Source organism: Pseudomonas sp. 32_A, assembly GCF_017490905.1.
Taxonomy (GTDB): Bacteria; Pseudomonadota; Gammaproteobacteria; order Pseudomonadales; family Pseudomonadaceae; genus Aquipseudomonas; species Aquipseudomonas inefficax.
Window position 1 is genome coordinate 1 of sequence record NZ_JAFGYI010000002.1, and the last position, 23,374, is coordinate 23,374.

Sequence of the window (23,374 nt, forward strand, 5' to 3'; positions counted from 1 at the left end):
ACAGGGGACCGCGTCAGCATGCATAGCGCGGTCGGTGTAGGAGCGGCCTTGTGTCGCGATGGGCCGCAAAGCGGCCCCGACAATCTCAGCCGCGAGCCAGCTGCCGGCGCAACTCTGCCAAAACCGGCGCCGTATCCGGCCGTACCCCACGCCAGATAAAGAACGCCTCAGCCGCCTGCTCAGCCAGCATCCCCAAGCCATCCAGCACCTTCACCGCCCCCAGCTTCTCGGCCCACTGGCAAAACGGCGTAAGCTCCTTGCCATACATCATGTCATAGCAAACCGTGCGCCCCGCCTCGACCAGGCTGTCGGCAATAGGCGGCAATTCCCCGGCCAGGCTCGCCGAGGTGGCATTGATGATCACATCCACCGGCTCCTGCAACCAGGCAAACCCGCTGGCTACCACCGGCCCCAGCTCATCGAACTCACGCGCCAGCTGCTCGGCCTTTTCCACGGTCCGGTTGGCAATCACCAGCGACTGCGGCTTGTGCGCCAGGATCGGCTCCAGCACACCACGCACCGCACCACCGGCCCCAAGGATCAGAATGCGCTTGCCCGCAAGCTCCACCCCGGCATTCACAGTCAGGTCGCGCACCAGGCCAGCGCCATCGGTGTTGTCGCCCTGCAGAGTGCCATCGGCCAGCTTGCTCAGCGTGTTCACTGCACCCGCGCGCTGGGCACGCGGGGTCAGGCTGTCACACAGGCGGTAAGCTTCTTCCTTGAACGGCACGGTGACGTTGCCGCCGCTGCCTTGCTTGAAGAAACCGCGCGCGCAGTCGCTGAATTCGTCCAGTGGCGCCAGCAGCGTCCTGTACTCCAGGTCCTGGCCGGTCTGCTCGGCAAACAGGCGATGGATCAACGGCGATTTGCTGTGGCCGATGGGGTTACCAAAAACAACGTACTGGTCCATGACGGCTCCTTGGTTATCCACAGGCTTACTGACCGAGCCAGTCGCGGTCCTGCAGGAAGTACTCGGTAAGGCGCGCTTCTTCGCTACCAGGCGCGGCCTTCCAGTCGTAGCCCCAGCGCACCTGCGGCGGCAGCGACATGAGGATGGACTCGGTGCGGCCACCGGACTGCAGGCCGAACAGGGTGCCACGGTCGTAGACCAGATTGAACTCCACGTAGCGGCCACGGCGGTATTCCTGGAACTCGCGCTGCTGCGGGGTGTAAGGGGTGCCCTTGCGACGCTGGATGATCGGCAGGTAGGCGTTGATGTAGGCATCGCCGATTGCGCGGATGAAGGCGAAGCAGGTGTCGAAGTCCCATTCGTTCAGGTCATCGAAGAACAGGCCACCGATACCGCGTGGCTCGCCGCGGTGCTTGAGGTGGAAATAGCGGTCGCACCAGGCCTTGTAGCGCGGGTACACGTCGGCGCCGAACGGCGCGCAGGCCTGCTCGGCCACACGGTGCCAGTGGATGCAGTCTTCTTCATTGCCGTAGTACGGGGTGAGGTCGAAGCCGCCGCCGAACCACCAGACAGCCTCTTCACCTTCCTTTTCGGCGATGAAGAAGCGCACGTTGGCGTGAGAAGTGGGTACATGCGGGTTGTGCGGGTGGATCACCAGCGACACACCCAGGGCCTCGAAGCCACGGCCCGCCAGCTCGGGGCGGTGAGCACTGGCAGAGGGTGGCAAGCCTGCACCGAACACGTGGGAGAAGTTGACCCCGCCTTTCTCGATCACTTTGCCATCACCGATCACCCGCGTGCGGCCCCCGCCACCGGCTTCGCGCACCCAGGCGTCCTCGACGAAGCGGGCACCGCCGTCTTCGGTTTCGAGGGCAGAGCAGATGCGGTCTTGCAGGTCGAGCAGGTAGGCTTTCACGGCCTCGGTGCGGCTAGTCATCGGGTCACCAGGAACGGGCAGGGAAGAATTCGCCGGGTAGCATACCACCGCCAGCCCGCGCGCCGCAGTTGACGGCGATCAAGCAAAGGCGTCCGATAGAAGGCCTTTCCCGACCCATACGACAGGAGTGCGAGATGGCCAAGCGTATCCAGTTCAGCCAGCATGGCGGCCCGGAAGTGCTGCAGTTTGTGGAGTTCGAACCAGCCCCGCCAGGGCCGCAGCAGGTACGTGTGCGGAACCATGCGATCGGTCTGAACTTCATTGATACCTACTTCCGCAGCGGGCTGTATGCGCCGCCGTCCCTGCCTTCGGGGCTGGGTACCGAAGCGGCGGGTGTGGTCGAGGCGGTTGGCGAGGGCGTAACCCGGCTGAAAGTGGGTGACCGCGTGGCTCATGCCGGTGGCCCGTTGGGCGCATATAGCGAGGTACATACGCTGCCGGAAGCCAACCTGGTGAAGCTGCCCGACAACATCAGCTTCGAGCAGGCGGCGGCGGTGATGCTCAAGGGTTTGACCGTGCAGTACCTGCTGAAGCAGACCTACCAGGTGAAGGCGGGAGATGTGATTCTGTTCCATGCGGCGGCTGGTGGCGTGGGTTCGTTGGCGTGCCAGTGGGCGAAGGCGCTGGGCGCCAAGCTGATCGGTACCGTGAGCTCTGCCGAAAAGGCCGAGCGGGCCAAAGCGCTGGGGGCTTGGGCAACCATCGATTACAGCCGTGAAGACGTAGCCAAGCGGGTGCTGGAGCTGACCGACGGCAAGAAATGCCCGGTGGTGTATGACGGTGTGGGTGCCGATACTTGGCTGACCTCGCTGGAGTGCCTGCAGCCGCGTGGGTTGATGGTGAGCTTTGGTAATGCCTCGGGGGCAGTGAGCGGGGTGAACCTGGGGATTCTGGCGCAGAAGGGCTCGTTGTATGTGACCCGGCCCACGTTGGCGACCTATGCCAACAATGCCGAGAATACCCAGGCCATGGCCGATGACCTGTTTGCGATGATTGGCAGCGGCAAGCTGGTTGTGGATATCCAGCAGCGGTATCCGCTGAGTGAGGTGGCCAAGGCACAGGCGGAGCTGTCGGCGCGCAGGACTGTGGGGTCGACTGTACTGATCCCCTGAGCCCACTCCCACAGGTTCCCAAGAACTGGGGCCAATCACTTTACCTGTGGGAGCGGGTTTACCCGCGAAGAAGACACCGCGGTGCATGGCACCGGCTTTGCCGGTGTTCGCGGGTGAACCCGCTCCCACAGGTACTGCGTCGGCCTTGAATACGGCGCTATCCCTGTGGGAGCGGGCATGCCCGCGAAGCAGGCACCGCGGTGCATGGCACCGGCTGCGCCGGTGTTCGCGGGCGCGCCGCTCCCACAGGTACTGCGTCGGCCTTGAACAGGGCGCTATGCCTGTGGAGGGCGGCTTGTTGGTATCGACTCGATACCATCGAGAATCGCCTCCACCAATCCCTCCGCAAGTTCAATGGAATGCAGGCTCGACCAATACATGCCACGGCCTTCTTCGCGCAGGTACTCAAGGGCTTTCGAGCCCGTTTCGTAGGCGCCTCGCAGATACAGAGCTACATGAACCAAGGCGTCCTCGGCGGAAATGTTCGGGTTTACGGTGAACAGCGGTTCGTGGCCGGCATCGCAGCGGCCGAAGGGGCGAGTAGAGGTGCAGGGAAGCGGTGGATCGGGGACTATTTTCTTCATCATTGGAAAATGCTCCTCATTGCCGCCACCAATCACTACCACGTGAATGGGTGGCGACTGTACGCGAGGTGGTAGACCCGGGCATTTTCCAATCCAGGCAGGCTCGAAAGCCTCCCACGCACAGTCACCATAGACTGCCATGGAAAAAATGCATCCGGGCTACCACACCCGATCGCCAAGTTATTCGGCGATGGGTGAAGCCTAGGGGCACTGGTTCCCACTGAGAAGGTGATGGCAGAGGACGCGGCTCGTAGGATATTTCCCAAGCCGCAAGCTGGACAGCCCTTCGAGACAAAATCAGAAAAATCTGCGGGGACTTGGCCCTGACCTGTGGGAGCGGGCATGCCCGCGAACACGGGCGAAGCCCGTGCCAGGCACCGCGTTGGATTCTTCGCGGGCTCGCCCGCTCCCACAGGAGGTCCCGGAAAGGCCTGTGGATATGTATCAGCCCGGGCGAACGACTTCGCCTGTGGCCAGGTTGCGAATCACACTCGGGTTCTTCCTTCCACCCAAGGCCCCACCCAACACCAGATCCAGCTGACCATGAAAGTACTGCTCCACCCGCAACCGGGTCTTCGCCGCCGGGCGCCCGCCAGGGTTGCACGAGGTGGAAATCAACGGCCCGACCAACGCGCACAGCTCACGCACCACCGGGTGGTCACTGACCCGCAGCGCCACGGTGTCATGCTCGCCGGTCACCCACTCAGGCAACAGGTCCTGGTGCGGCACCAGCCAGGTATTCGGCCCCGGCCAGGTGCTGCCCATGCGGTCGATCCAGTCTTCGGGGAAGTCCTCGAACAAAAAGTCGAACTGGCGGATGTTGTCGGCGACCAGAATCAGCCCTTTATCCACAGGCCGCGACTTAAGCGCCAGCAGGCGATACACCGCGTCCTCGTTCCACGGGTCACAGCCCAGGCCCCAGACCGCTTCCGTCGGGTAGGCGATCACCGCGCCCGCCCGGATCTCACGTGCGGCTTGTTGCACACGAAAACTGCTCACCATTTCTGTCACTCCGCCTATAAACCTTGCTTGTGAGCAGTGTACTTAGCCCGCGCGGGCAAACCAACGCCCGGCTTCGTTGCTGACCCGGCCTTGCAGCTCCAATTCGGTCAGTTGCGCCAGCACCTCGGCCAAGGGCAGCTCGCTGCAGTGGGCCAGGCTTTCGCTGGTTTGTGGCGCAGCATGCAGCAAGGCGAGCAGAGGATGGTCGAATTTGTCCACAACCGCAGGTGGCAGGTTCTGCCAGCCCTGCAGGCTTTCCAGGATCTGCTCCACGCTCTCCACCAACAGCGCGCCGTCACGGATCAACTGGTGGCACCCCTTGGCCCCAGGGTGGTGAATGGAGCCCGGTATGGCATACACCTCGCGGCCTTGCTCGGCAGCCAGGCGTGCGGTAATCAGCGAACCACTGGCCAGGCTGGCCTCGACCACCAGCACGCCCAGCGACAGGCCACTGATGATGCGATTGCGCCGCGGGAAGTTGCCAGGCAGCGGCCCGGCATCCAGCGGGTACTCGGAAACCAGCGCGCTGCCATTGTCGATCATCGCTTGCGCAAGCGACTTGTGGCGCTGTGGATAAAGTTTTTGCAACCCCGTGCCGAGTACGCCAATCGTGCCCCCACCAGCCTGCAATGCGGCCCGATGAGCGGCACCATCGATGCCCACAGCCAAGCCGCTGGTAATTGTGAAGCCGGCCTGCGCCAGGTAGCGGGAAAATGCCGCAGCGGTATCGAGCGCCGGGGGTGAAGCACGCCTGCTGCCCACAATTGCCAGTTGTGGGCGCTCGAGCAAGGCCGGGTCGCCTGCGACGAAAAGCAGCGGAGGGGCATCGTCGATTTCCGCCAATAGTGGCGGGTAGCCAGGGCTGTCCCACATCAGTAAATACTGGCCCGGGCGCTCTAGCCAGGCCATTGCGGCCAATGCACCCTCACGTACTTCGGCACTGCGCCGGGCATCTATGGTGGCCTGTGGTATGCCCAATGCGCGCCAGGCGCCGGCCGGAGCACACAGCGCCGATGAGGCACTGCCAAAGGCCCCCAGCAAGGTGTTAAAGCGACGCAATCCTGTCTCCGGCAGCCGGTGCAGACGTAATCTCGCCTCCAGTTCGGCAGGTGGAAGAGGCGACGAATGGTAGGTTTGCATGGGGATCATCCTTGATCGAAACGGGGCCAGCAACGTGGCACAAACTGTGGATAACTTTGTTGATAACGCTTTGACAACCTGTCCATCGAATGGGCTATAAGCTGGCCCTGAAAACCCTAGACGAGCTTTCGCAGGTGCTGAAATCCCCGTTTCCCTTTATTATGTGTGCTCAGTTTTCAACCGAACGCACAGTGACTGCCTGACCTTATGGCCATCTTGAACATTCTCGAATTCCCGGACCCGCGCCTGCGCACCATCGCCAAGCCGGTGACGGTGTTCGACGACGCCCTGCGTCAGCTGATCGACGACATGTTTGAAACCATGTACGAAGCCCCTGGCATCGGCCTGGCCGCCACCCAGGTCAACGTGCACCTGCAGGTCGTGGTCATGGACCTCAGTGAAGACCGCAGCGAGCCGCGCGTCTTCATCAACCCCACGGTCGAAGAGCTGACCCACGACATGGGCCAGTACCAGGAAGGTTGCCTGTCGGTACCTGGCTTCTACGAGAACGTCGACCGCCCGCTGCGTGTGCGGGTCAAGGCCCAGGACCGCGACGGCAAGCCATACGAGCTTGAGTGCGAAGGGCTGCTGGCGGTGTGCGTGCAGCACGAATTCGATCACCTCAACGGCAAGCTGTTCGTCGACTACCTGTCGCAGCTCAAGCGCGACCGGATCAAGAAGAAGCTGGAAAAGCAGCACCGCCAGCAAGCCTGACCCCCACCTTCCAGAAGGCTTGCTCCGGCAAGCCTTTTTCTTTTTGAAGCGAGAACTCCATGCGCATCGTCTTTGCAGGCACTCCAGAGTTTGCCGCCGAACACCTCAAGGCCCTGCTCGACAGCCCGTACGAGATCGTGGCCGTCTACACCCAGCCCGACCGCCCCGCCGGCCGTGGCCAGAAGCTGATGCCAAGCCCGGTCAAGCAACTGGCTGTGGCCCATGACATCCCGGTGTTCCAGCCGCCGACCCTGCGCAACGCAGAAGCCCAGGCCGAACTGGCCGCGCTGAAGCCGGACCTGATGGTGGTGGTCGCCTACGGCCTGATCCTGCCACAGGTGGTGCTGGATATCCCGCGCCTGGGCTGTATCAACAGCCATGCTTCCCTGCTGCCACGCTGGCGCGGTGCCGCACCGATCCAGCGCGCCGTGGAAGCCGGAGACGCCGAGAGCGGTGTGACCGTGATGCGTATGGAGGCAGGCCTGGACACCGGCCCGATGCTGCTCAAGGTGGTAACCCCGATCAGCGCCGAAGACACTGGCGGCAGCCTGCATGACCGCTTGGCCGAGATGGGCCCGCCGGCAGTAGTGCAAGCCATCGCCGGCCTGGCCGACGGTTCGCTGCAAGGCGAGGTACAGGACGATGCCCTGGCCACTTATGCACATAAGTTGAACAAGGACGAAGCGCGCATCGACTGGAGCCGCTCGGCCGTCGAGCTGGAGCGCCTGATCCGTGCCTTCAATCCATGGCCGGTCTGCCACAGCACCCTGGATGGCGAAAGCGTGAAGGTGCTCGCCGCCAGCTTGTCCACAGGCAACGGCGCCCCTGGCGAGATCCTTTCCGCCAGCAAGGACGGCCTGGTGGTCGCCTGCGGTGACCAGGCACTGAGCCTGACCCGCCTGCAACTGCCGGGCGGCAAGGCACTGAACTTCAGCGACCTGTTCAACAGCCGTCGCGAGAAATTCGCCAGCGGCAAGGTGCTGGGCCAATGAACCCACGCCTCGCCGCCGCCCGTGCCCTTGCAGCTGTGCTCAGCGGCAAGGCCTCGCTGAACAGCTCGCTGCCGGCGCAACTGGACAAGGTCGATGAACGCGACCGTGGCCTGACCCAGGACCTGGCGTTCGGCACCGCGCGCTGGCAGCCACGCCTCGACCTGCTGGCCGCGCAGCTGCTGCAGAAGCCGTTCAAGGCCGCCGATGCCGATGTGCAGGCGCTGCTGCTGGTCGGCCTGTACCAGCTGTTCTACAGCCGTATCCCGGCCCACGCCGCTATCGGCGAGACCGTCGGCTGTGCCGACAAGCTGAAGAAGCCGTGGGCCAAGGGCCTGCTCAATGCCGTACTGCGCCGCGCCCAACGCGAAGGCGAGGAACTGCTGGCCAGCATGGAGCGCGACCCGGTGGTACGCACTGCCCACCCGCGCTGGCTGCAGAAGTCGCTGAAGGCCTTCTGGCCGGAGCAGTGGGAGGCCATCTGCGCCGCCAACAACGCCCACCCGCCAATGATCCTGCGGGTCAACCGCCGCCACCACAGCCGTGATGCCTATCTGGCACTGCTGGCCGAGGCGGGTATTGGCGCCAGCGCCTGCCAGTACAGCCGTGACGGCATCGTGCTGACCGAAGCCTGCGACGTACGCGGCCTGCCAGGCTTTGCCGAAGGCTGGGTGAGCGTGCAGGACGAAGCCGCGCAGCTGTCCGCCGACCTGCTGGAACTGGCCCCCGGCCAGCGCGTGCTCGATGCCTGCTGTGCACCAGGCGGCAAGACCTGCCACCTGCTGGAAGCCGAAGCCGGCCTGGCCCACGTGGTGGCCATCGACCTCGAAGCCAAGCGCCTGACCCGGGTGCGCGAAAACCTCGACCGCCTGCAACTTGACGCCGAGCTGATCGCCTGTGATGCCCGCGACACCGCCAGCTGGTGGGACGGCAAGCCGTTCCAGCGCATCCTGCTCGACGCACCATGCTCGGCCACCGGCGTGATCCGCCGCCATCCGGACATCAAGCTGACCCGCCAGGCCGACGACATCCCGGCCCTGGCCAACCTGCAAGGCGAGCTGCTCGATGCCCTGTGGCCGACTCTGGAAGTGGGCGGCATGCTGCTGTACGCCACCTGCTCCAGCCTGCCGACCGAGAACACCGAAGTGATCGATGCCTTCCTCGCCCGCACTCCGGGCGCCCGTGAGCTGGACCTGGCCACCGAAGCCGGCCTGCGCCAGCCCCACGGCCGTCAGTTGCTGGCGCAGGAGGGCGGCCACGACGGTTTCTACTATGCCAAGCTGATCAAGATCGCCGCCTCGCGCGGATAAGAACAAAAGGTAGGGAGTAGCGGATGAAGATCATCATCCTCGGCGCAGGGCAGGTAGGCGGTACGCTGGCGGAACACCTGGCCAGCGAAGCCAACGACATCACCGTGGTCGACACTGACGGCGACCGCCTGCGCGACCTTGGCGACCGCCTGGACATCCGCACCGTGCAAGGCCGCGGCTCGCTGCCTACGGTGCTGCGCCAGGCCGGTGCCGACGACGCCGACATGCTGGTTGCGGTAACCAACAGTGACGAGACCAATATGGTCGCCTGCCAGGTGGCCTATTCGCTGTTCCACACCCCGACCAAGATCGCCCGGGTGCGCGAGTCGGCCTACCTGACCCGCGAAGAGCTGTTCGACAACGACCATATCCCGGTCGACGTGCTGATCAGCCCAGAGCAGGTGGTGACCAACTACATCAAACGCCTGATCGAGCACCCGGGTTCGCTGCAGGTGATCGACTTCGCCGAAGGCAAGGCCCAACTGGTTGCAGTAAAGGCGTACTACGGCGGGCCGCTGGTCGGCCAGCAACTGCGCCAGATCCGCGCGCACATGCCCAACGTCGACACCCGCGTGGCAGCCATCTTCCGCCGCGACCGCCCGATCACCCCGCGGGGCGACACGGTGATCGAAGCAGACGACGAAGTGTTCTTCATCGCCGCGAAGAAGGATATCCGCGCGGTGATGGGCGAGCTGCGCCGTATCGACGAAACCAACAAGCGCGTGGTCATCGCCGGCGGTGGGCAGATCGGCGAGCGCCTGGCCGAGGCCATCGAAAGCCGCTACCAGGTGAAGATCATCGAGATGAGCGCGGCCCGTTGCCGATACCTCTCCGACACCCTGGATAGCACCGTGGTGCTTCAGGGCAGCGCCTCGGACAAGGACCTGATGCTGGAGGAGAACATCGCCGACGCCGACATCTTCCTGGCCCTGACCAACGATGACGAGGCCAACATCATGTCGTCGCTGCTGGCCAAGCGCCTGGGTGCGCGCAAGGTGATGACCATTATCAACAACCCGGCCTATGTCGACCTGGTGCAGGGTGGCGACATCGACATCGCCATCAGCCCGCAGCTGGCCACCATCGGTACCCTGCTGGCACACGTGCGCCGGGGCGACATCGTCAGCGTGCACTCGCTGCGCCGCGGCGCTGCCGAAGCTATCGAAGCGGTGGCGCACGGCGATTCGAAGTCCAGCAAGGTGGTTGGCAAGGCGATCGAAGACATCGCCCTGCCGCCGGGCACTACCATCGGCGCGATCATCCGTGATGAAGAAGTGATGATCGCCCACGACGACACCATGATCGAGTCGGGCGACCATGTGATCCTGTTCGTTGTGGATAAAAAGCATATTCGGGATGTGGAGAAGCTGTTCCACGTCGGCTTGAGTTTCTTCTAGGAGCACAGGGCATGCGCGAATCGCTGGAGAAGATGCTGGCCAAGGGTGTGGATAACCCGCTGCTGAGGTTCGGGCTGGGCAAGGCCTGGCTGGATGAAGGCAATGGCGCTGAAGCGGCGGTGCATCTGGCACGGTGCGTTGAACAGGACCCGAAGTACTCGGCGGCGTGGAAGCTGCTGGGCAAGGCGCATCAGCTGCAGGGTGACCTGGCGGCGGCGCGCAAGGCCTGGGAGGAGGGGATCGTGGCGGCGCAGGCCCATGGGGACAAGCAGGCCGAGAAAGAGATGACCGTGTTCCTGAAGAAGCTCGACAAAATCTCAAGCTGACGCGGTCCCTGTGGGAGCGGGTTCACCCGCGAATGCGCCGGTGAAGCCAACATTGCATTCGCGGGTAAACCCGCTCCCACAAGGTCCCTGCTACCACAGGCAGAAGTGCATTCAGCCTACTGGAAGAGCAGTGGATAACTCAGTACCAGCGCGGCTCGCCAGCAGGGCGCTTCTTGAAGCGCTTCATGCTCCACATGTACTGGCTCGGGTACTCGCGCACATAGCGCTCGACCACCTTGCTCATCGCCGCTGCCGACACGGTCACGTCGGTGCTGTACATCTCTTCCGGCGCCGCCTCCAGGAACACCTTGAAGCCCGAGCCATCCGGCAGCCGCAGGGCATGCAGGAACACTCCCACCGCCTTGCCCCCGGCCAGCATGTTCGGCACGAACTTGCTGGTCAGCGCCTGGGTCCCCAGGAACGGCACGAATACCCCCGCCGACTCCGCCGGCTCCGGGTCGGCAGGAATACCCACCTGGCCACCACGGCGCACTTCCTTGATCACGCTGAGGATGCCTTCCTTGGTCGAAGGCGCCACGCGGTTACCCATCTGCACCCGCTGCTCGCGCAGCAGGTCATCCACCGCCTTGAGCTTCGGCGGGCGGTAGAAGATGATCGGTTTGCACTGGTTGCAATAGAAGTGGTTCAGCACTTCCCAGTTGCCCAGGTGGCTGGTGATGCCAACCACGCCCTTGCCAGAGGCCAAGGCCTGCTCCAGCACTTCCAGGCCGTGTACTTCCTTGACCAGCTCCAGCGAGCGCTGCGGCGGCCAGATCCAGGCACAGGCACTTTCGACGAAGGATTTACCGATATCCTTCAACGCGCGGCCCACCAGCTGCTCGCGCTCGGCCGGGTTCATCTCGGGGAAGCACTTTGCCAGGTTGATGCGCACGACATTGCGCGAACCGTTAGGCACCTTCCACATCAGCCAGCCGATACCGGCACCGACGCGCTGCACAGCGCCCCAGGGCAGCTTGGCAAACAGACGCAGCACCCCGACCATCAGGGCGCCCTTGAACTTTTCCACAGGCGAATTCCTTATTTCAGCAAGGCGCGCATTGTAACCCCTCAGCGCAACAAGGCGGCGTAGCGATCGCAATCGGTGGTGTGGTCCATGACCATGCCGGTGGCCTGCATGAAGGCGTAGCAGATGGTCGGGCCAACGAACGTGAAGCCGGCTTTCTGCAGGGCCTTGCTCATTGCTTTGGCTTCATCGGTAACCGCAGGTACCTCGCTGCGGCCCGTGAAGTGGTTGATCTTCGGCGCACCACCAACGAACGACCACAGCCAGTCGGCGGGGTTATCCACAGCCAGCCAGGCCTGTGCATTGCGCCTGGCAGCCTTGAGCTTGAGGCGGTTGCGGATGATGCCGGCATCCTGCATCAGCTCCTCTATGCGTTCGTCGCTCATGCCGGCGAGTTTCACCGGATCGAAGCCGTGCAGCACCTCGCGATAACGCTCGCGTTTGCGCAAAACGGTGATCCACGAAAGCCCCGCCTGGAACCCTTCGAGCAAAAGCATCTCGAACAGCAACGCCGGGTCACGCTGGGGCGTTCCCCATTCCTGGTCATGGTAGGCCTGGTACAACGGATCGTCGGTACACCAAAAGCAGCGTGGCATAAGGCTCCAATGAGTAGAGGGCGAGGCGAATCAGGTTATACTCCCGCTCTTTACATCCGCATCCCCAGATACAGGTGAATTTCGTGAGCCAGCCTACGCCAGCCGTGCGTACCTTCCAAGACCTGATCCTCGCCCTGCAGAACTACTGGGCAGCTCAAGGTTGTGTGGTGCTTCAGCCCTACGATATGGAAGTAGGCGCCGGCACTTTCCACACCGCTACATTCCTGCGCGCCGTGGGTCCAGAAACCTGGAACGCCGCCTATGTGCAGCCTAGCCGTCGCCCTGCCGACGGGCGGTATGGCGAAAACCCCAACCGTCTGCAGCACTACTATCAGTTCCAGGTGGTACTGAAGCCCAACCCGGCCAACTTCCAGGAGCTGTACCTCGGCTCGCTGAAAGCCATCGGCCTGGACCCGCTGGTCCACGACATTCGCTTCGTCGAAGACAACTGGGAATCGCCGACCCTCGGCGCCTGGGGCTTGGGCTGGGAAATCTGGCTCAACGGCATGGAAGTCACCCAGTTCACCTACTTCCAGCAGGTAGGCGGCATCGAGTGCTACCCGGTCACCGGTGAAATTACCTACGGCCTTGAGCGCCTGGCCATGTATATCCAGGGCGTCGACTCGGTGTACGACCTGGTGTGGGCCGACGGCCCGTTCGGCAAGGTCACCTACGGTGACGTGTTCCACCAGAACGAGGTGGAGCAGTCGACCTACAATTTCGAGCACGCCAACGTCGAGAAATTGTTCGAGCTGTTCGACTTCTACGAAAGCGAAGCCAACCGCCTGATCAAGCTTGAGCTGCCGCTGCCGACCTATGAAATGGTCCTGAAGGCCTCGCACACCTTCAACCTGCTGGACGCCCGCCGCGCCATCTCGGTAACCGAGCGCCAGCGCTATATCCTGCGTGTACGTACCCTGGCCCGGGACGTGGCGCAAAGCTATCTGCAAGCCCGCGCACGCCTGGGCTTCCCGATGGCCACCCCAGAACTGCGTGACGAAGTGTTGGCTAAGCTGGAGGCTGCACAATGAGTGCTCAAGATTTCCTGGTAGAACTGGGCACCGAAGAGCTGCCACCGAAGGCCCTCGCCAGCCTCGGCGAAGCCTTCCTGGCCGGTATCGAGAAAGGCCTGCAGGCCGCTGGCCTGAACTACACCGGCAAGCAGGTTTACGCCGCGCCGCGTCGCCTGGCCGTGCTGATCCGCCAGCTGGATGTGCAGCAGCCTGACCGCAGCATCAATATCGACGGCCCACCCCTGCAGGCTGCTTTCAAAGACGGCGAGCCGACCCAGGCTGCCTTGGGCTTTGCCAAGAAATGCGGTGTGGATCTGTCGGAAATCGACCAGACCGGCGCCAAGCTGCGCTTCTCCCAGCACATTCCGGGCAAGGCCACTATCGGCCTGCTGCCGACGATCGTCGAAGATTCGCTCAACGACCTGCCGATCCCCAAGCGCATGCGCTGGGCGGCCAGCCGTGAAGAGTTCGTGCGCCCGACGCAATGGCTGGTGATGCTGCTGGGCGACCAGGTGGTCGACTGCACCATCCTGTCGCAGAAGGCCGGCCGTGAATCTCGCGGCCACCGCTTCCATCACCCGGAAAACGTGGTCATCACCACCCCGGCCAACTACGTCGAAGACCTGCGCAAAGCCTACGTGCTGGCCGACTTCGCCGAGCGCCGCGAGCTGATCAGCAAGCGTACCGCCGAACTGGCCATGCAGCAGGAAGGCAGCGCCATCGTGCCGCCGGCACTGCTGGACGAAGTGACCGCTCTGGTCGAGTGGCCGGTGCCGCTGGTGTGCTCGTTCGAGGAGCGTTTCCTCGAAGTGCCGCAGGAAGCCCTGATCACCACCATGCAGGACAACCAGAAGTACTTCTGCTTGCTGGACAGCGAAGGCAAACTGCTGCCGCGCTTCATCACCGTGGCCAACGTCGAGAGCCGCGACCCCAAGCAGATCGTGCAAGGCAACGAGAAGGTCGTGCGCCCACGCCTGACCGACGCCGAGTTCTTCTTCAAGCAGGACAAGAAGCAGCCGCTGGAAACCTTCAACGAGCGCCTGAAGAACGTGGTGTTCCAGGCTCAGCTGGGTACTGTGTACGACAAGGCCGAGCGCGTTTCCAGGCTAGCCGCCTTCATCGCCCCGCTGATCGGCGGCGACGCCCAGCGTGCCGGCCGTGCTGGCCTGCTGTCGAAGTGCGACCTGGCCACCGAGATGGTCGGCGAATTCCCTGAAATGCAGGGTGTTGCCGGTTACTACTACGCGCTCAACGACGGTGAGCCGGAAGACGTAGCCCTGGCCCTGAACGAGCAGTACATGCCGCGCGGTGCTGGTGCCGAGCTGCCGCAGACCCTCACCGGTGCTGCCGTGGCCATCGCCGACAAGCTCGACACCCTGGTCGGCATCTTCGGCATCGGCATGCTGCCTACCGGCAGCAAGGACCCGTACGCCCTGCGCCGTGCCGCCCTGGGCGTGCTGCGCATCCTGATCGAGAAGCAACTGGACCTGGACCTGACCGGCGCGGTCGAGTTCGCGGTCAAGCAGTTCGGCACCAAGGTCAAGGCCGTAGGCCTGGCCGAACAGGTGCTGGAGTTCATCTTCGACCGCCTGCGTGCGCGTTACGAAGATGAAGGCATCGACGTGGCCACCTACCTGTCGGTACGTGCCCTGCAGCCAGGTTCTGCGCTGGACTTCGACCAGCGCGTGCAGGCTGTACAAGCCTTCCGCAAGCTGCCGGAAGCCGAGGCCCTGGCCGCGGTGAACAAGCGTGTGTCGAACCTGCTGAGCAAGGCCGAAGGCGCCATCGCCGACCACGTCGAGCCGAAATACTTCGACAACGCCAACGAGTTCTCCCTGTACTCGGCCATCCAGCAGGCCGACCAGGCTGTGCAACCGATGGCTGCTGCACGCCAGTACAGCGAATCGCTGGCCCGCCTGGCGGCCCTGCGTGACCCGGTCGACGCCTTCTTCGAGGCGGTGATGGTCAACGCCGAGGATGCCAAGGTACGCGCCAACCGTTATGCCCTGCTCAGCCGCCTGCGCGGCCTGTTCCTGGGCGTGGCCGACATTTCGCTGCTGGGGTAAGCCTTGAAACTGCTGATTCTCGACCGTGACGGAGTCATCAACCATGACTCCGACGCCTACATAAAGACGCTGGACGAGTGGGTGCCGATCCCTGGCTCGGTCGAAGCGATCGCGCAGTTGAGCAAAGCAGGCTGGACGGTGGCGGTAGCCACCAACCAGTCCGGCATTGCCCGTGGCTACTATGCGCTGGCAACCCTTGAGACCATGCACGCGCGCCTGCGCGCTCTGGTGGCCGAGCAGGGTGGCGAGGTGGGTTACATCGTGTATTGCCCGCACGGGCCGGACGAAGGCTGCGATTGCCGCAAGCCCAAGCCTGGCATGCTGCGGGCGATCGCCGAGCATTACCAGGTCGGCCTGGAAGGCGTCTGGTTCGTTGGCGACAGCAAAGGTGACCTGGAGGCCGCCCTGGCCGTCGGTGCACAACCCGTGCTGGTGAAAACCGGCAAGGGCGAGCGGACCCTGGAAAAAGGCGTCCCGGAAACTACACTGATTTTCGACGATCTGGCAGCTATCGCCAGAGAACTAATTTAAACAGTGCGCCTTCGGGCGCATTTTTCTCAGGCGGGCATGCCCCGCAATGGTACAAGCCACTATGTCGATCCTGCAGGCGATCAGAATCTTTCTTTTTTACCTGCTGCTGGGCACCAGTTCTCTGCTGTGGTGCTCGCTGAGCTTCTTCGTCGCGCCGTTCCTGTCTTTCCCCAAGCGCTACAAGTTCATCAACGTGTACTGGTGCCGTTGCGCGTTGTTCCTGGTGCGCACCATCCTGGGTATCGACTACAAGGTCACTGGTGCCGAGAACGTGCCTGATGAGCCTTGCGTGATTCTGTCCAATCACCAGAGCACCTGGGAAACCTTCTTCCTTTCCCAGTACTTCTCGCCGCTGAGCCAGGTGCTCAAGCGCGAGTTGCTGTACGTGCCGTTCTTCGGTTGGGCCATGGCCATGCTGCGGCCGATCGCGATCAACCGCGACAACCCCAAGGAAGCCCTGCGCCAGGTAGCCAGCAAGGGCGACGAGTTGCTCAAGCAGAAAACCTGGGTGCTGATCTTCCCGGAAGGCACCCGGGTGCCATTCGGCACAATGGGCAAGTTCTCCCGCGGCGGCACCGCGCTGGCGGTGAATGCCGGGCTGCCGGTGTTGCCGATTGCCCACAACGCCGGCAAGTTCTGGCCGAAGAACGGCTGGGGCAAACGCGCTGGCACCATCGAGGTGGTGATTGGCGAACCGATGTATGCCAACGGCACCGGGCCACGGGCCATCGCCGAGCTCAATGACCGCGCCGCAGCGTGGAACGAAGCGACCCAGCGCGCCATGGGTTCGCTGCCACCAGCAGAGGAGAAGCCCCAGGAGCAGATGGCCTGACCTTCTGTGGATAACTTGTGTGCAATTTCTGGATGAAATGCTCTTAATCGACGCTAAGTCTTTGAATTAGCTGTTTATTTCTGTGTATGACATTTTTCTGAAAATCGTGCATAAGTTTTTTTGGGGCATAAGAAAACCGGCTTTTACAGCCGGTTTTTTTATGGGTTCATGCAGGTGTGGGTGATCTGTGTAGGAGCGGCCTTGTGTCGCGATAGGGCTGCGAAGCAGCCCCGGCAATTTGTGCATCACTGCTGAAACCCCAGGGCCGCTTCGCGGCCCTTTCGCGACACAAGGCCGCTCCTACAGCCAACCGTCAGATCTTGTCGATATCCACATCCTTGGTTTCTTTCAGGCAGAAAATCCCCACCACCAGGCTGACCCCGGTTACCAGCACCGGGTACCACAGCCCATAGAAGATATCCCCGGTATACACCACCAGTGCGAACGACACCGTTGGCAGGAAGCCACCAAACCAGCCGTTGCCAATGTGGTAAGGCAGCGACATCGAGGTGTAGCGGATACGAGTCGGGAACAGCTCGACCATCACCGCCGCCAGCGGGCCATAGGTCATGGTCGCGATCAGGATCATCGCCACGATAAGCACCACCACCATCACCTGGTTGACCTGCCCTGGGTCAGCCTTGGCCGGGTAGCCAGCCTGTTCCACCGCCGCACGCATGGCCGCTTCGTCGAAGCCATTGATGGTCTTGTCACCGATGTTGACCACCACATCGCTGCCCGCCACATCCACCGAGCTGTACGGCAGGCCCTGCTTGACCAGGAATGTCTTGACCTTGTCGCACGGGCTGTCGAAACGCGCCTTGCCCACCGGGTCGAACTGGAAGGTGCAACCTTGTGGGTCGGCGGTGACCACGATCGGCGCCTGGCGGCTGGCCGCGTCGATCTGAGGGTTGGCGTAGTGGCTCAGCGCCTTGAACAACGGGAAGTACAGCACCGTGGCCAGCAGCAGGCCGAGCATCAGGATCGGTTTGCGGCCAATACGGTCGGACAACCAGCCGAAGAACACGAAGAACGGCGCACCAATGACCACGCTGATGATCAGCAGGGTGTTGGCTTGGGCCGGGTCCATCTTCAGCATCTGGGTCATGAAGAACAGCACGTAGAATTGCGCCGTGTAGAAGGTTACGGCCTGCCCTGCGTTGATGCTGAACAGGGCGGTGAGCACCACCTTCAGGTTCGGCCAGGAGGTGAACGACTCACGGATTGGCGACTTGCTGACCTTGCCCTGGGCCTTCATTTTCACGAACGCCGGCGACTCGTGCATGCTCATGCGGATCCAGGTGGAAATCGCCAGCAGCACGATCGACAGCAGGAACGGCAGGCGCCAGCCCCAGGTTTCGAACTGGTCGCCACTGACATAGCGGCTGCCCAGCACCACCAGCAGCGACAACAACAGGCCAAGGGTGGCGGTAGACTGGATGAAACCGGTGTGGAAACCGCGCTTGCCGGGCGGCGCATGCTCGGCCACGTAGGTGGCCGCACCGCCGTATTCACCACCCAGCGCCAGCCCCTGCAGCATACGCAGGACTACCAGGATGATCGGTGCCGCGATGCCGATGCTGGCGTAGGTGGGCAACAACCCCACCGCGAAGGTGGACAGGCCCATCAGCACGATGGTCACCAGGAAGGTGTACTTGCGCCCGATCATGTCGCCCAGGCGGCCGAACACCAGCGCACCGAACGGCCGCACCAGGAAGCCGGCAGCAAAGGCCATGAGGGCGAAGATGAAGGCGGTGGTGTCGTTCACGCCAGCGAAGAACTGCTTGCTGATGACCGCTGCCAGCGCACCATAGAGAAAAAAGTCATACCACTCGAAAACTGTCCCGAGGGATGACGCGAAAATGATCTTGCGTTCTTCACGACGGCTGGAGCTGCTGGCCGCCGCACCCTGCTCTTGGATGTAATCCGACATCGTTGCTGTCCTCGGCCCGCAGGCCACAGTGATTATTCTTGTTGTTCCACTGTCGGCAGCTTCTGACCGCCAGCTGCCGGTACTGCACGCACCCGTGGTCAGGGCGTCGGTATCGCGTCTTCGTTCAGATAGGTCTGGGTGGCAGCTCCTTTGAGAATCAGTTGCGCCGCCTTCTCGGCGATCATCAGGGTGGGTGAACAGGTATTGCCGGAGGTGATCTGCGGCATGATCGAGGCGTCTGCCACGCGCAGACCGGGGATGCCGTGCACGCGCAACTGGTTATCCACAACGTCCAGTTCGCCATTGCCCATGCGGCAGGTGCCGACCGGGTGGAAGATGGTGGTGCCGATCTTGCCGGCAGCTTCGAACAGCTCCTCTTCAGTTTGCAGGGCTGGGCCCGGCAGGTATTCCTTCGGGTCGAACACGGCGAGGGCAGGGGCCTGGACGATACGCCGGGTTAGGCGAATGGAATCGGCGGCAACGCGCAGGTCCTGGGGGTCACTGAGGTAGTTGGGGTCGATCAGCGGCGTGCTGTTCATGTCGCTGCTGCGGATATCGATACGCCCGCGGCTGGCCGGGCGCAGATTGCACACCGAAGCGGTAAAGGCCGGGAACGTGTGCAGTGGCTCGCCGAAGCGCTCAAGTGACAGCGGCTGCACGTGGTACTGCAGGTTGGCGGTGGCCTGCTCAGGGCTTGAACGCACGAATGCCCCCAGCTGGCTCGGCGCCATGGCCAGCGGGCCACTGCGGTCATAGAGGTAGCGCAGGCCCATGCCCATCTTGCCCCACAGGCTGTTGGCCATCTGGTTGAGGGTGCGGGTATTGCGAATCTGATAGACCAGGCGCAGTTGCAGGTGATCCTGCAGGTTGCCGCCAACACCGGGCATGTCGTGACGTACGCCAATGCCCAGGCTTTCCAGTAGCTGTCGTGGGCCGATGCCGGAGCGCTGCAGGATACCAGGAGAGCCCACCGCGCCCGCACAGAGGATGATCTCGCGACGTGCCGCAAACTCGTGCCAGGCACCCTGCCAGAACGCCTTCACCGCCCGTGCGCGGGTGTTGTTGAGCAGCACCTGGTCAACCTGAACGCTGGTCAGCACGGTGAGGTTGGGGCGGTCCTTGATCGGCCGCAGGAAAGCCTTGGACGCGTTCCAGCGTACACCGCTGCGCTGGTTCACCTGAAAGTATCCACAGCCCTGATTGTCGCCAGTATTAAAGTCGTCGACCTTGCTGATGCCGCTCTGCTCGGCGGCATCGCGGAAGGCATCGAGGATCGGCCAGCTGTAGCGCTGGCGCTCGACCCGCCATTCGCCATCACCACCGTGGTGCTCGCTGGCGCCGGCAAAGTGGCTTTCGCTGGCCTTGAACAGCGGCAGTACGTCCTTCCAGGCCCAACCGTCGTTGCCTTGCTCGGCCCAGCGGTCGTAGTCGGCGGCCTGGCCGCGCATGTAGATCATGCCGTTGATCGAGGAGCAGCCACCCAGCACCTTGCCGCGTGGATAGCCCAGCGCACGACCGCCCAGGCCAGGCTGCGCCTCGGTCTTGAAGCACCAGTCGGTGCGCGGGTTGCCGATGCAATAGAGGTAACCAACGGGGATGTGGATCCAGGGATAGTTGTCGCGGCCACCCGCCTCCAGCAGCAGCACGCGGCAGGAAGGGTCGGCGGACAAACGATTGGCCAACAGGCAACCGGCGGGACCGGCCCCTACGACCAGGTAGTCGAAGACAGAATCGGCTGATGGCATGTGCAACCTCGGGCCTGATTATTATTCTTGTCCCGATCCATCTTAGTGAGTAATTTCGTGGAGGAAACACGAGATTTCGCGCAGCCGCTGTGCGTTTTAGCACAGTGGTAAGTCTGTACCGGCCTCTTCGCGGGTGAACCCGCTCCCACAGGTTCGGCGCTGCTTCTGAAGCCTGCGCGATCCCTGTGGGAGCGGGTTTACCCGCGAAGAGGCCGGACGAACAGCCACAAGGATCAGCATGTTCGACTGGAACGATCTGCGGTTTTTCCTCGAGTTGCAGCGCAGCGGCCGTCTGCTTACCGCCGCCAAGCGCCTCAACACTACCCACAGCACCGTGGCCCGGCACATCGAGAGCATCGAGCAAAGCCTGGGTACCGCGCTGTTCGTGCAGCATGCCCAGGGCTATGAACTGACCCCCTCGGGCCAGGCCCTGCTCAAGCATGCCGAAGCCATGGAGAACGTCGCCCTGCTGGCGCAGGAAGAAATCACCCAGGCCATCACACCGCTCGGCAAGATTCGCCTGGGTGTGACCGAAGGCATCGGCATCATGTTCTTCACCCCGCGCATGAATGCGCTGTTCGACCGCTACCCCGGCCTGGAGGTGGAGCTGGTGGCGGTGCCGCGCTTCGTCAGCATCCTCAATCGCGAGGCGGAAATCAGCATCCACCTGGAACGGCCCAACGCAGACCTGCTGATCACCCGCAAGCTCACCGACTATCGCCTGGCCTTGTACGCCAGCCAAGCCTACCTGGATCGTGCCCCTCCGCTGCGCAACCGCGAGGACCTGGCCCGGCACAGCTGGATCGGCTACGTGGACGACTTGTTGTTCAGCCAGGAACTGCTGTTTCTCAACAGCTTCTGTCGCGCCCCCAACGTGGTGTTTCGCAGCACCAGCGTAATCGCCCAGCAAACCGCCGCCCGCGCCGGGCTGGGCATCGCCGTACTGCCCAACTACATGGCGCGCCACGACCCGACTCTGGTGCGCGTGCTGCCTGGCGAAACCATCCAGCGCAGCTACTGGATCTGCACCCGCCGCGAACTGCACAAGTCGGTGCGCCTGCGGGTAGTGTGGGACTACCTGCTGGCGCTGTGCGCGGCAGAACAGAGCGAGCTGCTAGCCCAGTAGCGCCTTGCCGGCCAGCAGCAGAGCCGCAGCCCAACCGGCCACGGCAAACATCTGCTGCAAGCGCGGCCCGGCCAGCCTGGCCGCCAATGGCCGCGCCAGCAGCAGGCCGAGCACCGCACCGACGGCGAACGGGGCGCCAACCTGCCAGTGCATGACCCCTGCCAGGCTGGCGCTGACCACACTGCCGGTGGACACCAGCGCGATCACCGCCAGCGAAGTGGAGACGATGCTGGCCATCCGCAGGTTGGTGTAGCGGTTCAGGGCCGGGATGATGACAAAGCCACCGCCCACGCCGAGCAGGCCGGACAGCAGCCCGGACAGTGCGCCGGTGAAGGCCAGGGCGCGCGCGCAGGGCAGGGTCCAGCGCAAACGGCCCTGCAACGGGTTCAGCACGCAGGGTTCGATGTAGCGATGGGCGTCATTGGCTTCGCCGCGCAGTTCCTTGGCCGCCTTGCGCCAGATGCGCAGGCAGGCGTATACCAACAGCCCGGCGAACACCAACTGCAGTGGCGTATTCGGCAAACGGTGGGCCAGCATCAGCCCGAACGGGGCCGCTGCCACACCGATCAATGCGATGAACAATGCCGCCCGGTAGCGCACCAGGCCCTGACGCAAGCCCAGCACAGCACCCACCGCTGCCGCCATGCCGACAGCCAGCAGGCCGACCGGTGCAGCCTCGACCATCGACAAACCCAGGCCGAACACCAGCAAAGGCACTGCGAGAATGCCACCGCCGGCACCGGTCAACGCCAGCACGGCACCGATGATCGCGCCCAGCCCCGCTCCCAGTATTTGATGTTCGATCACTGCCGACCCTCGGCTACCAACGGCTGTGGCCGTGCCAGCCACTCGCGGCCCTTGAGCATGCCTTTCCAGTACAAGGGTGGCAGCACCTGTGCCTTGAGCAACCAAGCCAGACGTGTCGGTTTGCGGCCATCCAGCAGCCAGTTGGGGAAGCTTGGAGCCAGCTTGCCGCCATAGGTGAACTCGGCCAGGACGATCTTGCCGCGCTCGACGGTGAGCGGGCATGAGCCATAACCATCGTACTGGGCCAGGGTAGGCAATCTGCCCAGGGCCACCAGCACGTTGTTGGCCACGACCGGAGCTTGCTTGCGTGCAGCGGCGGCGGTCTTGGCATTGCTGGTATTGGCTACGTCACCCAGGGCATGCACGTTGGTGTATTTGCGATGGCGCAGGGTGTGCGGGTCGACATCGACCCAGCCGGCGCTGTCGGCCAACGGGCTTTCACGAATGAAGTCCGGTGCCACCTGCGGTGGTACCACGTGCAGCATGTCGAAGGCCTCGACACGGGTTTCGCTGCTGCCATCGGCCAAGGTGCACACGAAGGTGGCGCGCTTGTTCGGGCCGTCCACGGCGACCAGGCGGTGGGAAAAATGCAGGTCCACGGCGTACTTGTCGATGTACTTCATCAGTGCGGGCACGTAGTCCGCCACTCCGAACAACACCGCGCCGGCATTGAAGAAGCTGGCTTTCACAGCCCCCAGATGACCGTGCCGCAGCCAGTGGTCGCAAGACAGGTACAGCGCCTTCTGCGGCGCGCCTGCGCACTTGATCGGCATGGGCGGCTGGCAGAACAGGGCTCGGCCTTGCTTGAGCTTCTGCACAAGTTCCCAGGTGTAGGGCGCCAGGTCGTAGCGGTAGTTGGAGGTGACGCCATTGCGACCCAAGGTCTCGCTGAGGCCATCAATGGCCGCCCAATCCAGCTTGAGGCCGGGGCAGACCACCAACTGTTCATAACTGATGGCGCGGCCACCTTCGAGCAGGACCAGTTGGCCCAACGGGTCGAACCCCTGCACGCGTGCCTTTATCCAGCGCACGCCGCGCGGAATGGTCGAGGCCATGGTGCGAGCAGTGCTTGGCGCCTTGAACACACCGGCACCGACCATGGTCCAGCCGGGCTGGTAGTAATGCACTTCGGCGGGGTCGATCAAGGTCACATCCAGCGACGGGTCACGGCTGATCAGGCTGGAAGCAGTGGCGATTCCGGCGGCGCCGGCACCGACGATGACCACTTTGTGGTGGTCGGTATTGGCAGGGGACAACAAGGCAGGCATGGCGGTAAATCC

Annotated in this window: 22 protein-coding genes; 11 read left to right on the top strand and 11 right to left on the bottom strand. The window is 63.3% G+C overall.

Annotation, left to right across the window (positions count from 1 at the left end):
* Positions 1–85 precede the first annotated feature (85 nt).
* Both aroE and hemF read right to left on the bottom strand, forming a co-directional pair.
* Positions 86–910, bottom strand: a complete 825-nt coding sequence (gene aroE / locus J5M58_RS01325; protein ID WP_112251686.1) for a shikimate dehydrogenase — start codon at positions 908–910, stop codon at positions 86–88.
* Positions 911–935: 25 nt separating this feature from the next.
* Positions 936–1,847 carry an oxygen-dependent coproporphyrinogen oxidase gene (gene hemF, locus J5M58_RS01330; protein ID WP_112251685.1) on the bottom strand — a complete coding sequence of 304 codons (912 nt, stop codon included), beginning with the start codon at positions 1,845–1,847 and terminating at the stop codon, positions 936–938.
* Between the two features lie 134 nt (positions 1,848–1,981).
* Between hemF and J5M58_RS01335 the strand changes: the two genes are divergently transcribed.
* On the top strand, positions 1,982–2,959 hold the full coding sequence (locus tag J5M58_RS01335; RefSeq protein WP_112251684.1) for an NADPH:quinone reductase: 978 nt from the start codon (positions 1,982–1,984) through the stop codon (positions 2,957–2,959).
* A gap of 275 nt (positions 2,960–3,234) precedes the next feature.
* Here J5M58_RS01335 and J5M58_RS01340 read toward each other — a convergent pair whose 3' ends face one another.
* The 3 genes from J5M58_RS01340 to dprA all read right to left on the bottom strand — a co-directional run bounded on the left by J5M58_RS01340 (position 3,235) and on the right by dprA (position 5,685).
* Entirely contained in the window at positions 3,235–3,546 is a 312-nt protein-coding gene (locus J5M58_RS01340) for a hypothetical protein (protein WP_112251758.1), read from the bottom strand.
* A 441-nt stretch (positions 3,547–3,987) separates the two neighbouring features.
* The gene (locus J5M58_RS01345) at positions 3,988–4,545 is read right to left on the bottom strand and encodes an L-threonylcarbamoyladenylate synthase (RefSeq protein ID WP_023660948.1); all 558 of its coding nucleotides are present in this window, start codon (positions 4,543–4,545) and stop codon (positions 3,988–3,990) included.
* Between the two features lie 42 nt (positions 4,546–4,587).
* Positions 4,588–5,685, bottom strand: a complete 1,098-nt coding sequence (dprA, locus tag J5M58_RS01350; protein ID WP_112251683.1) for a DNA-processing protein DprA — start codon at positions 5,683–5,685, stop codon at positions 4,588–4,590.
* Positions 5,686–5,892: 207 nt separating this feature from the next.
* Here dprA and def point away from each other — a divergent pair, with 207 nt between their 5' ends.
* Genes def through J5M58_RS01375 form a run of 5 tightly spaced genes read left to right on the top strand, consistent with a single transcriptional unit; the run spans position 5,893 to position 10,421 of the window.
* A complete protein-coding gene (gene def / locus J5M58_RS01355; protein WP_016712797.1) occupies positions 5,893–6,399 on the top strand; it encodes a peptide deformylase in 507 nt (168 codons plus the stop codon).
* Between the two features lie 59 nt (positions 6,400–6,458).
* Entirely contained in the window at positions 6,459–7,391 is a 933-nt protein-coding gene (gene fmt / locus J5M58_RS01360) for a methionyl-tRNA formyltransferase (RefSeq protein WP_112251682.1), read from the top strand.
* Complete coding sequence (gene rsmB, locus J5M58_RS01365) at positions 7,388–8,698, top strand: 16S rRNA (cytosine(967)-C(5))-methyltransferase RsmB (RefSeq protein WP_112251681.1); 1,311 nt, start codon at positions 7,388–7,390, stop codon at positions 8,696–8,698. The genes fmt and rsmB overlap by 4 nt, the downstream gene beginning before the upstream one ends.
* Positions 8,699–8,721: 23 nt before the next feature.
* Positions 8,722–10,095 (top strand): Trk system potassium transporter TrkA, encoded by a 1,374-nt coding sequence (gene trkA / locus J5M58_RS01370; RefSeq protein WP_112251680.1) that lies wholly within the window; start codon positions 8,722–8,724, stop codon positions 10,093–10,095.
* Positions 10,096–10,106: 11 nt separating this feature from the next.
* A complete protein-coding gene (locus J5M58_RS01375) occupies positions 10,107–10,421 on the top strand; it encodes a tetratricopeptide repeat protein (protein WP_046615308.1) in 315 nt (104 codons plus the stop codon).
* A gap of 139 nt (positions 10,422–10,560) precedes the next feature.
* Here the strand turns inward: J5M58_RS01375 and J5M58_RS01380 are convergent, their stop codons facing one another.
* Positions 10,561–11,448 carry a lysophospholipid acyltransferase gene (locus J5M58_RS01380; RefSeq protein ID WP_112251678.1) on the bottom strand — a complete coding sequence of 296 codons (888 nt, stop codon included), beginning with the start codon at positions 11,446–11,448 and terminating at the stop codon, positions 10,561–10,563.
* Between the two features lie 41 nt (positions 11,449–11,489).
* Entirely contained in the window at positions 11,490–12,041 is a 552-nt protein-coding gene (locus J5M58_RS01385) for a DNA-3-methyladenine glycosylase I (RefSeq protein WP_112251677.1), read from the bottom strand.
* A gap of 83 nt (positions 12,042–12,124) precedes the next feature.
* On the opposite strand from J5M58_RS01385, the gene glyQ reads away from it, so the two are divergent.
* Genes glyQ through J5M58_RS01405 form a run of 4 tightly spaced genes read left to right on the top strand, consistent with a single transcriptional unit; the run spans position 12,125 to position 16,483 of the window.
* A complete protein-coding gene (glyQ, locus tag J5M58_RS01390) occupies positions 12,125–13,072 on the top strand; it encodes a glycine--tRNA ligase subunit alpha (protein WP_027592054.1) in 948 nt (315 codons plus the stop codon).
* Complete coding sequence (glyS, locus tag J5M58_RS01395) at positions 13,069–15,120, top strand: glycine--tRNA ligase subunit beta (RefSeq protein WP_133969803.1); 2,052 nt, start codon at positions 13,069–13,071, stop codon at positions 15,118–15,120. The genes glyQ and glyS overlap by 4 nt, the downstream gene beginning before the upstream one ends.
* A gap of 3 nt (positions 15,121–15,123) precedes the next feature.
* Positions 15,124–15,651, top strand: coding sequence for a D-glycero-beta-D-manno-heptose 1,7-bisphosphate 7-phosphatase (gene gmhB, locus J5M58_RS01400; protein WP_112251675.1), 528 nt, complete (start codon positions 15,124–15,126; stop codon positions 15,649–15,651).
* Positions 15,652–15,697: 46 nt separating this feature from the next.
* Entirely contained in the window at positions 15,698–16,483 is a 786-nt protein-coding gene (locus J5M58_RS01405; protein ID WP_112251674.1) for a 1-acyl-sn-glycerol-3-phosphate acyltransferase, read from the top strand.
* A 313-nt stretch (positions 16,484–16,796) separates the two neighbouring features.
* On the opposite strand, the gene J5M58_RS01410 is transcribed toward J5M58_RS01405, so the two are convergent.
* On the bottom strand, positions 16,797–18,416 hold the full coding sequence (locus J5M58_RS01410; protein ID WP_112251673.1) for an MFS transporter: 1,620 nt from the start codon (positions 18,414–18,416) through the stop codon (positions 16,797–16,799).
* A 98-nt stretch (positions 18,417–18,514) separates the two neighbouring features.
* Entirely contained in the window at positions 18,515–20,161 is a 1,647-nt protein-coding gene (locus tag J5M58_RS01415; RefSeq protein ID WP_112251672.1) for a GMC family oxidoreductase, read from the bottom strand.
* A gap of 238 nt (positions 20,162–20,399) precedes the next feature.
* Between J5M58_RS01415 and J5M58_RS01420 the strand changes: the two genes are divergently transcribed.
* Positions 20,400–21,287, top strand: a complete 888-nt coding sequence (locus J5M58_RS01420; RefSeq protein ID WP_133969799.1) for a LysR family transcriptional regulator — start codon at positions 20,400–20,402, stop codon at positions 21,285–21,287.
* Here J5M58_RS01420 and J5M58_RS01425 read toward each other — a convergent pair.
* Positions 21,276–22,094: a sulfite exporter TauE/SafE family protein gene (locus J5M58_RS01425; protein ID WP_112251670.1), complete on the bottom strand. Its 819-nt coding sequence runs from the start codon at positions 22,092–22,094 to the stop codon at positions 21,276–21,278. The two genes, J5M58_RS01420 and J5M58_RS01425, sit on opposite strands and share 12 nt — an antisense overlap.
* A complete protein-coding gene (locus J5M58_RS01430; RefSeq protein ID WP_207876978.1) occupies positions 22,091–23,362 on the bottom strand; it encodes an FAD/NAD(P)-binding oxidoreductase in 1,272 nt (423 codons plus the stop codon). Before J5M58_RS01430 ends, J5M58_RS01425 begins: the two co-directional genes overlap by 4 nt.
* Positions 23,363–23,374: the final 12 nt, after the last annotated feature.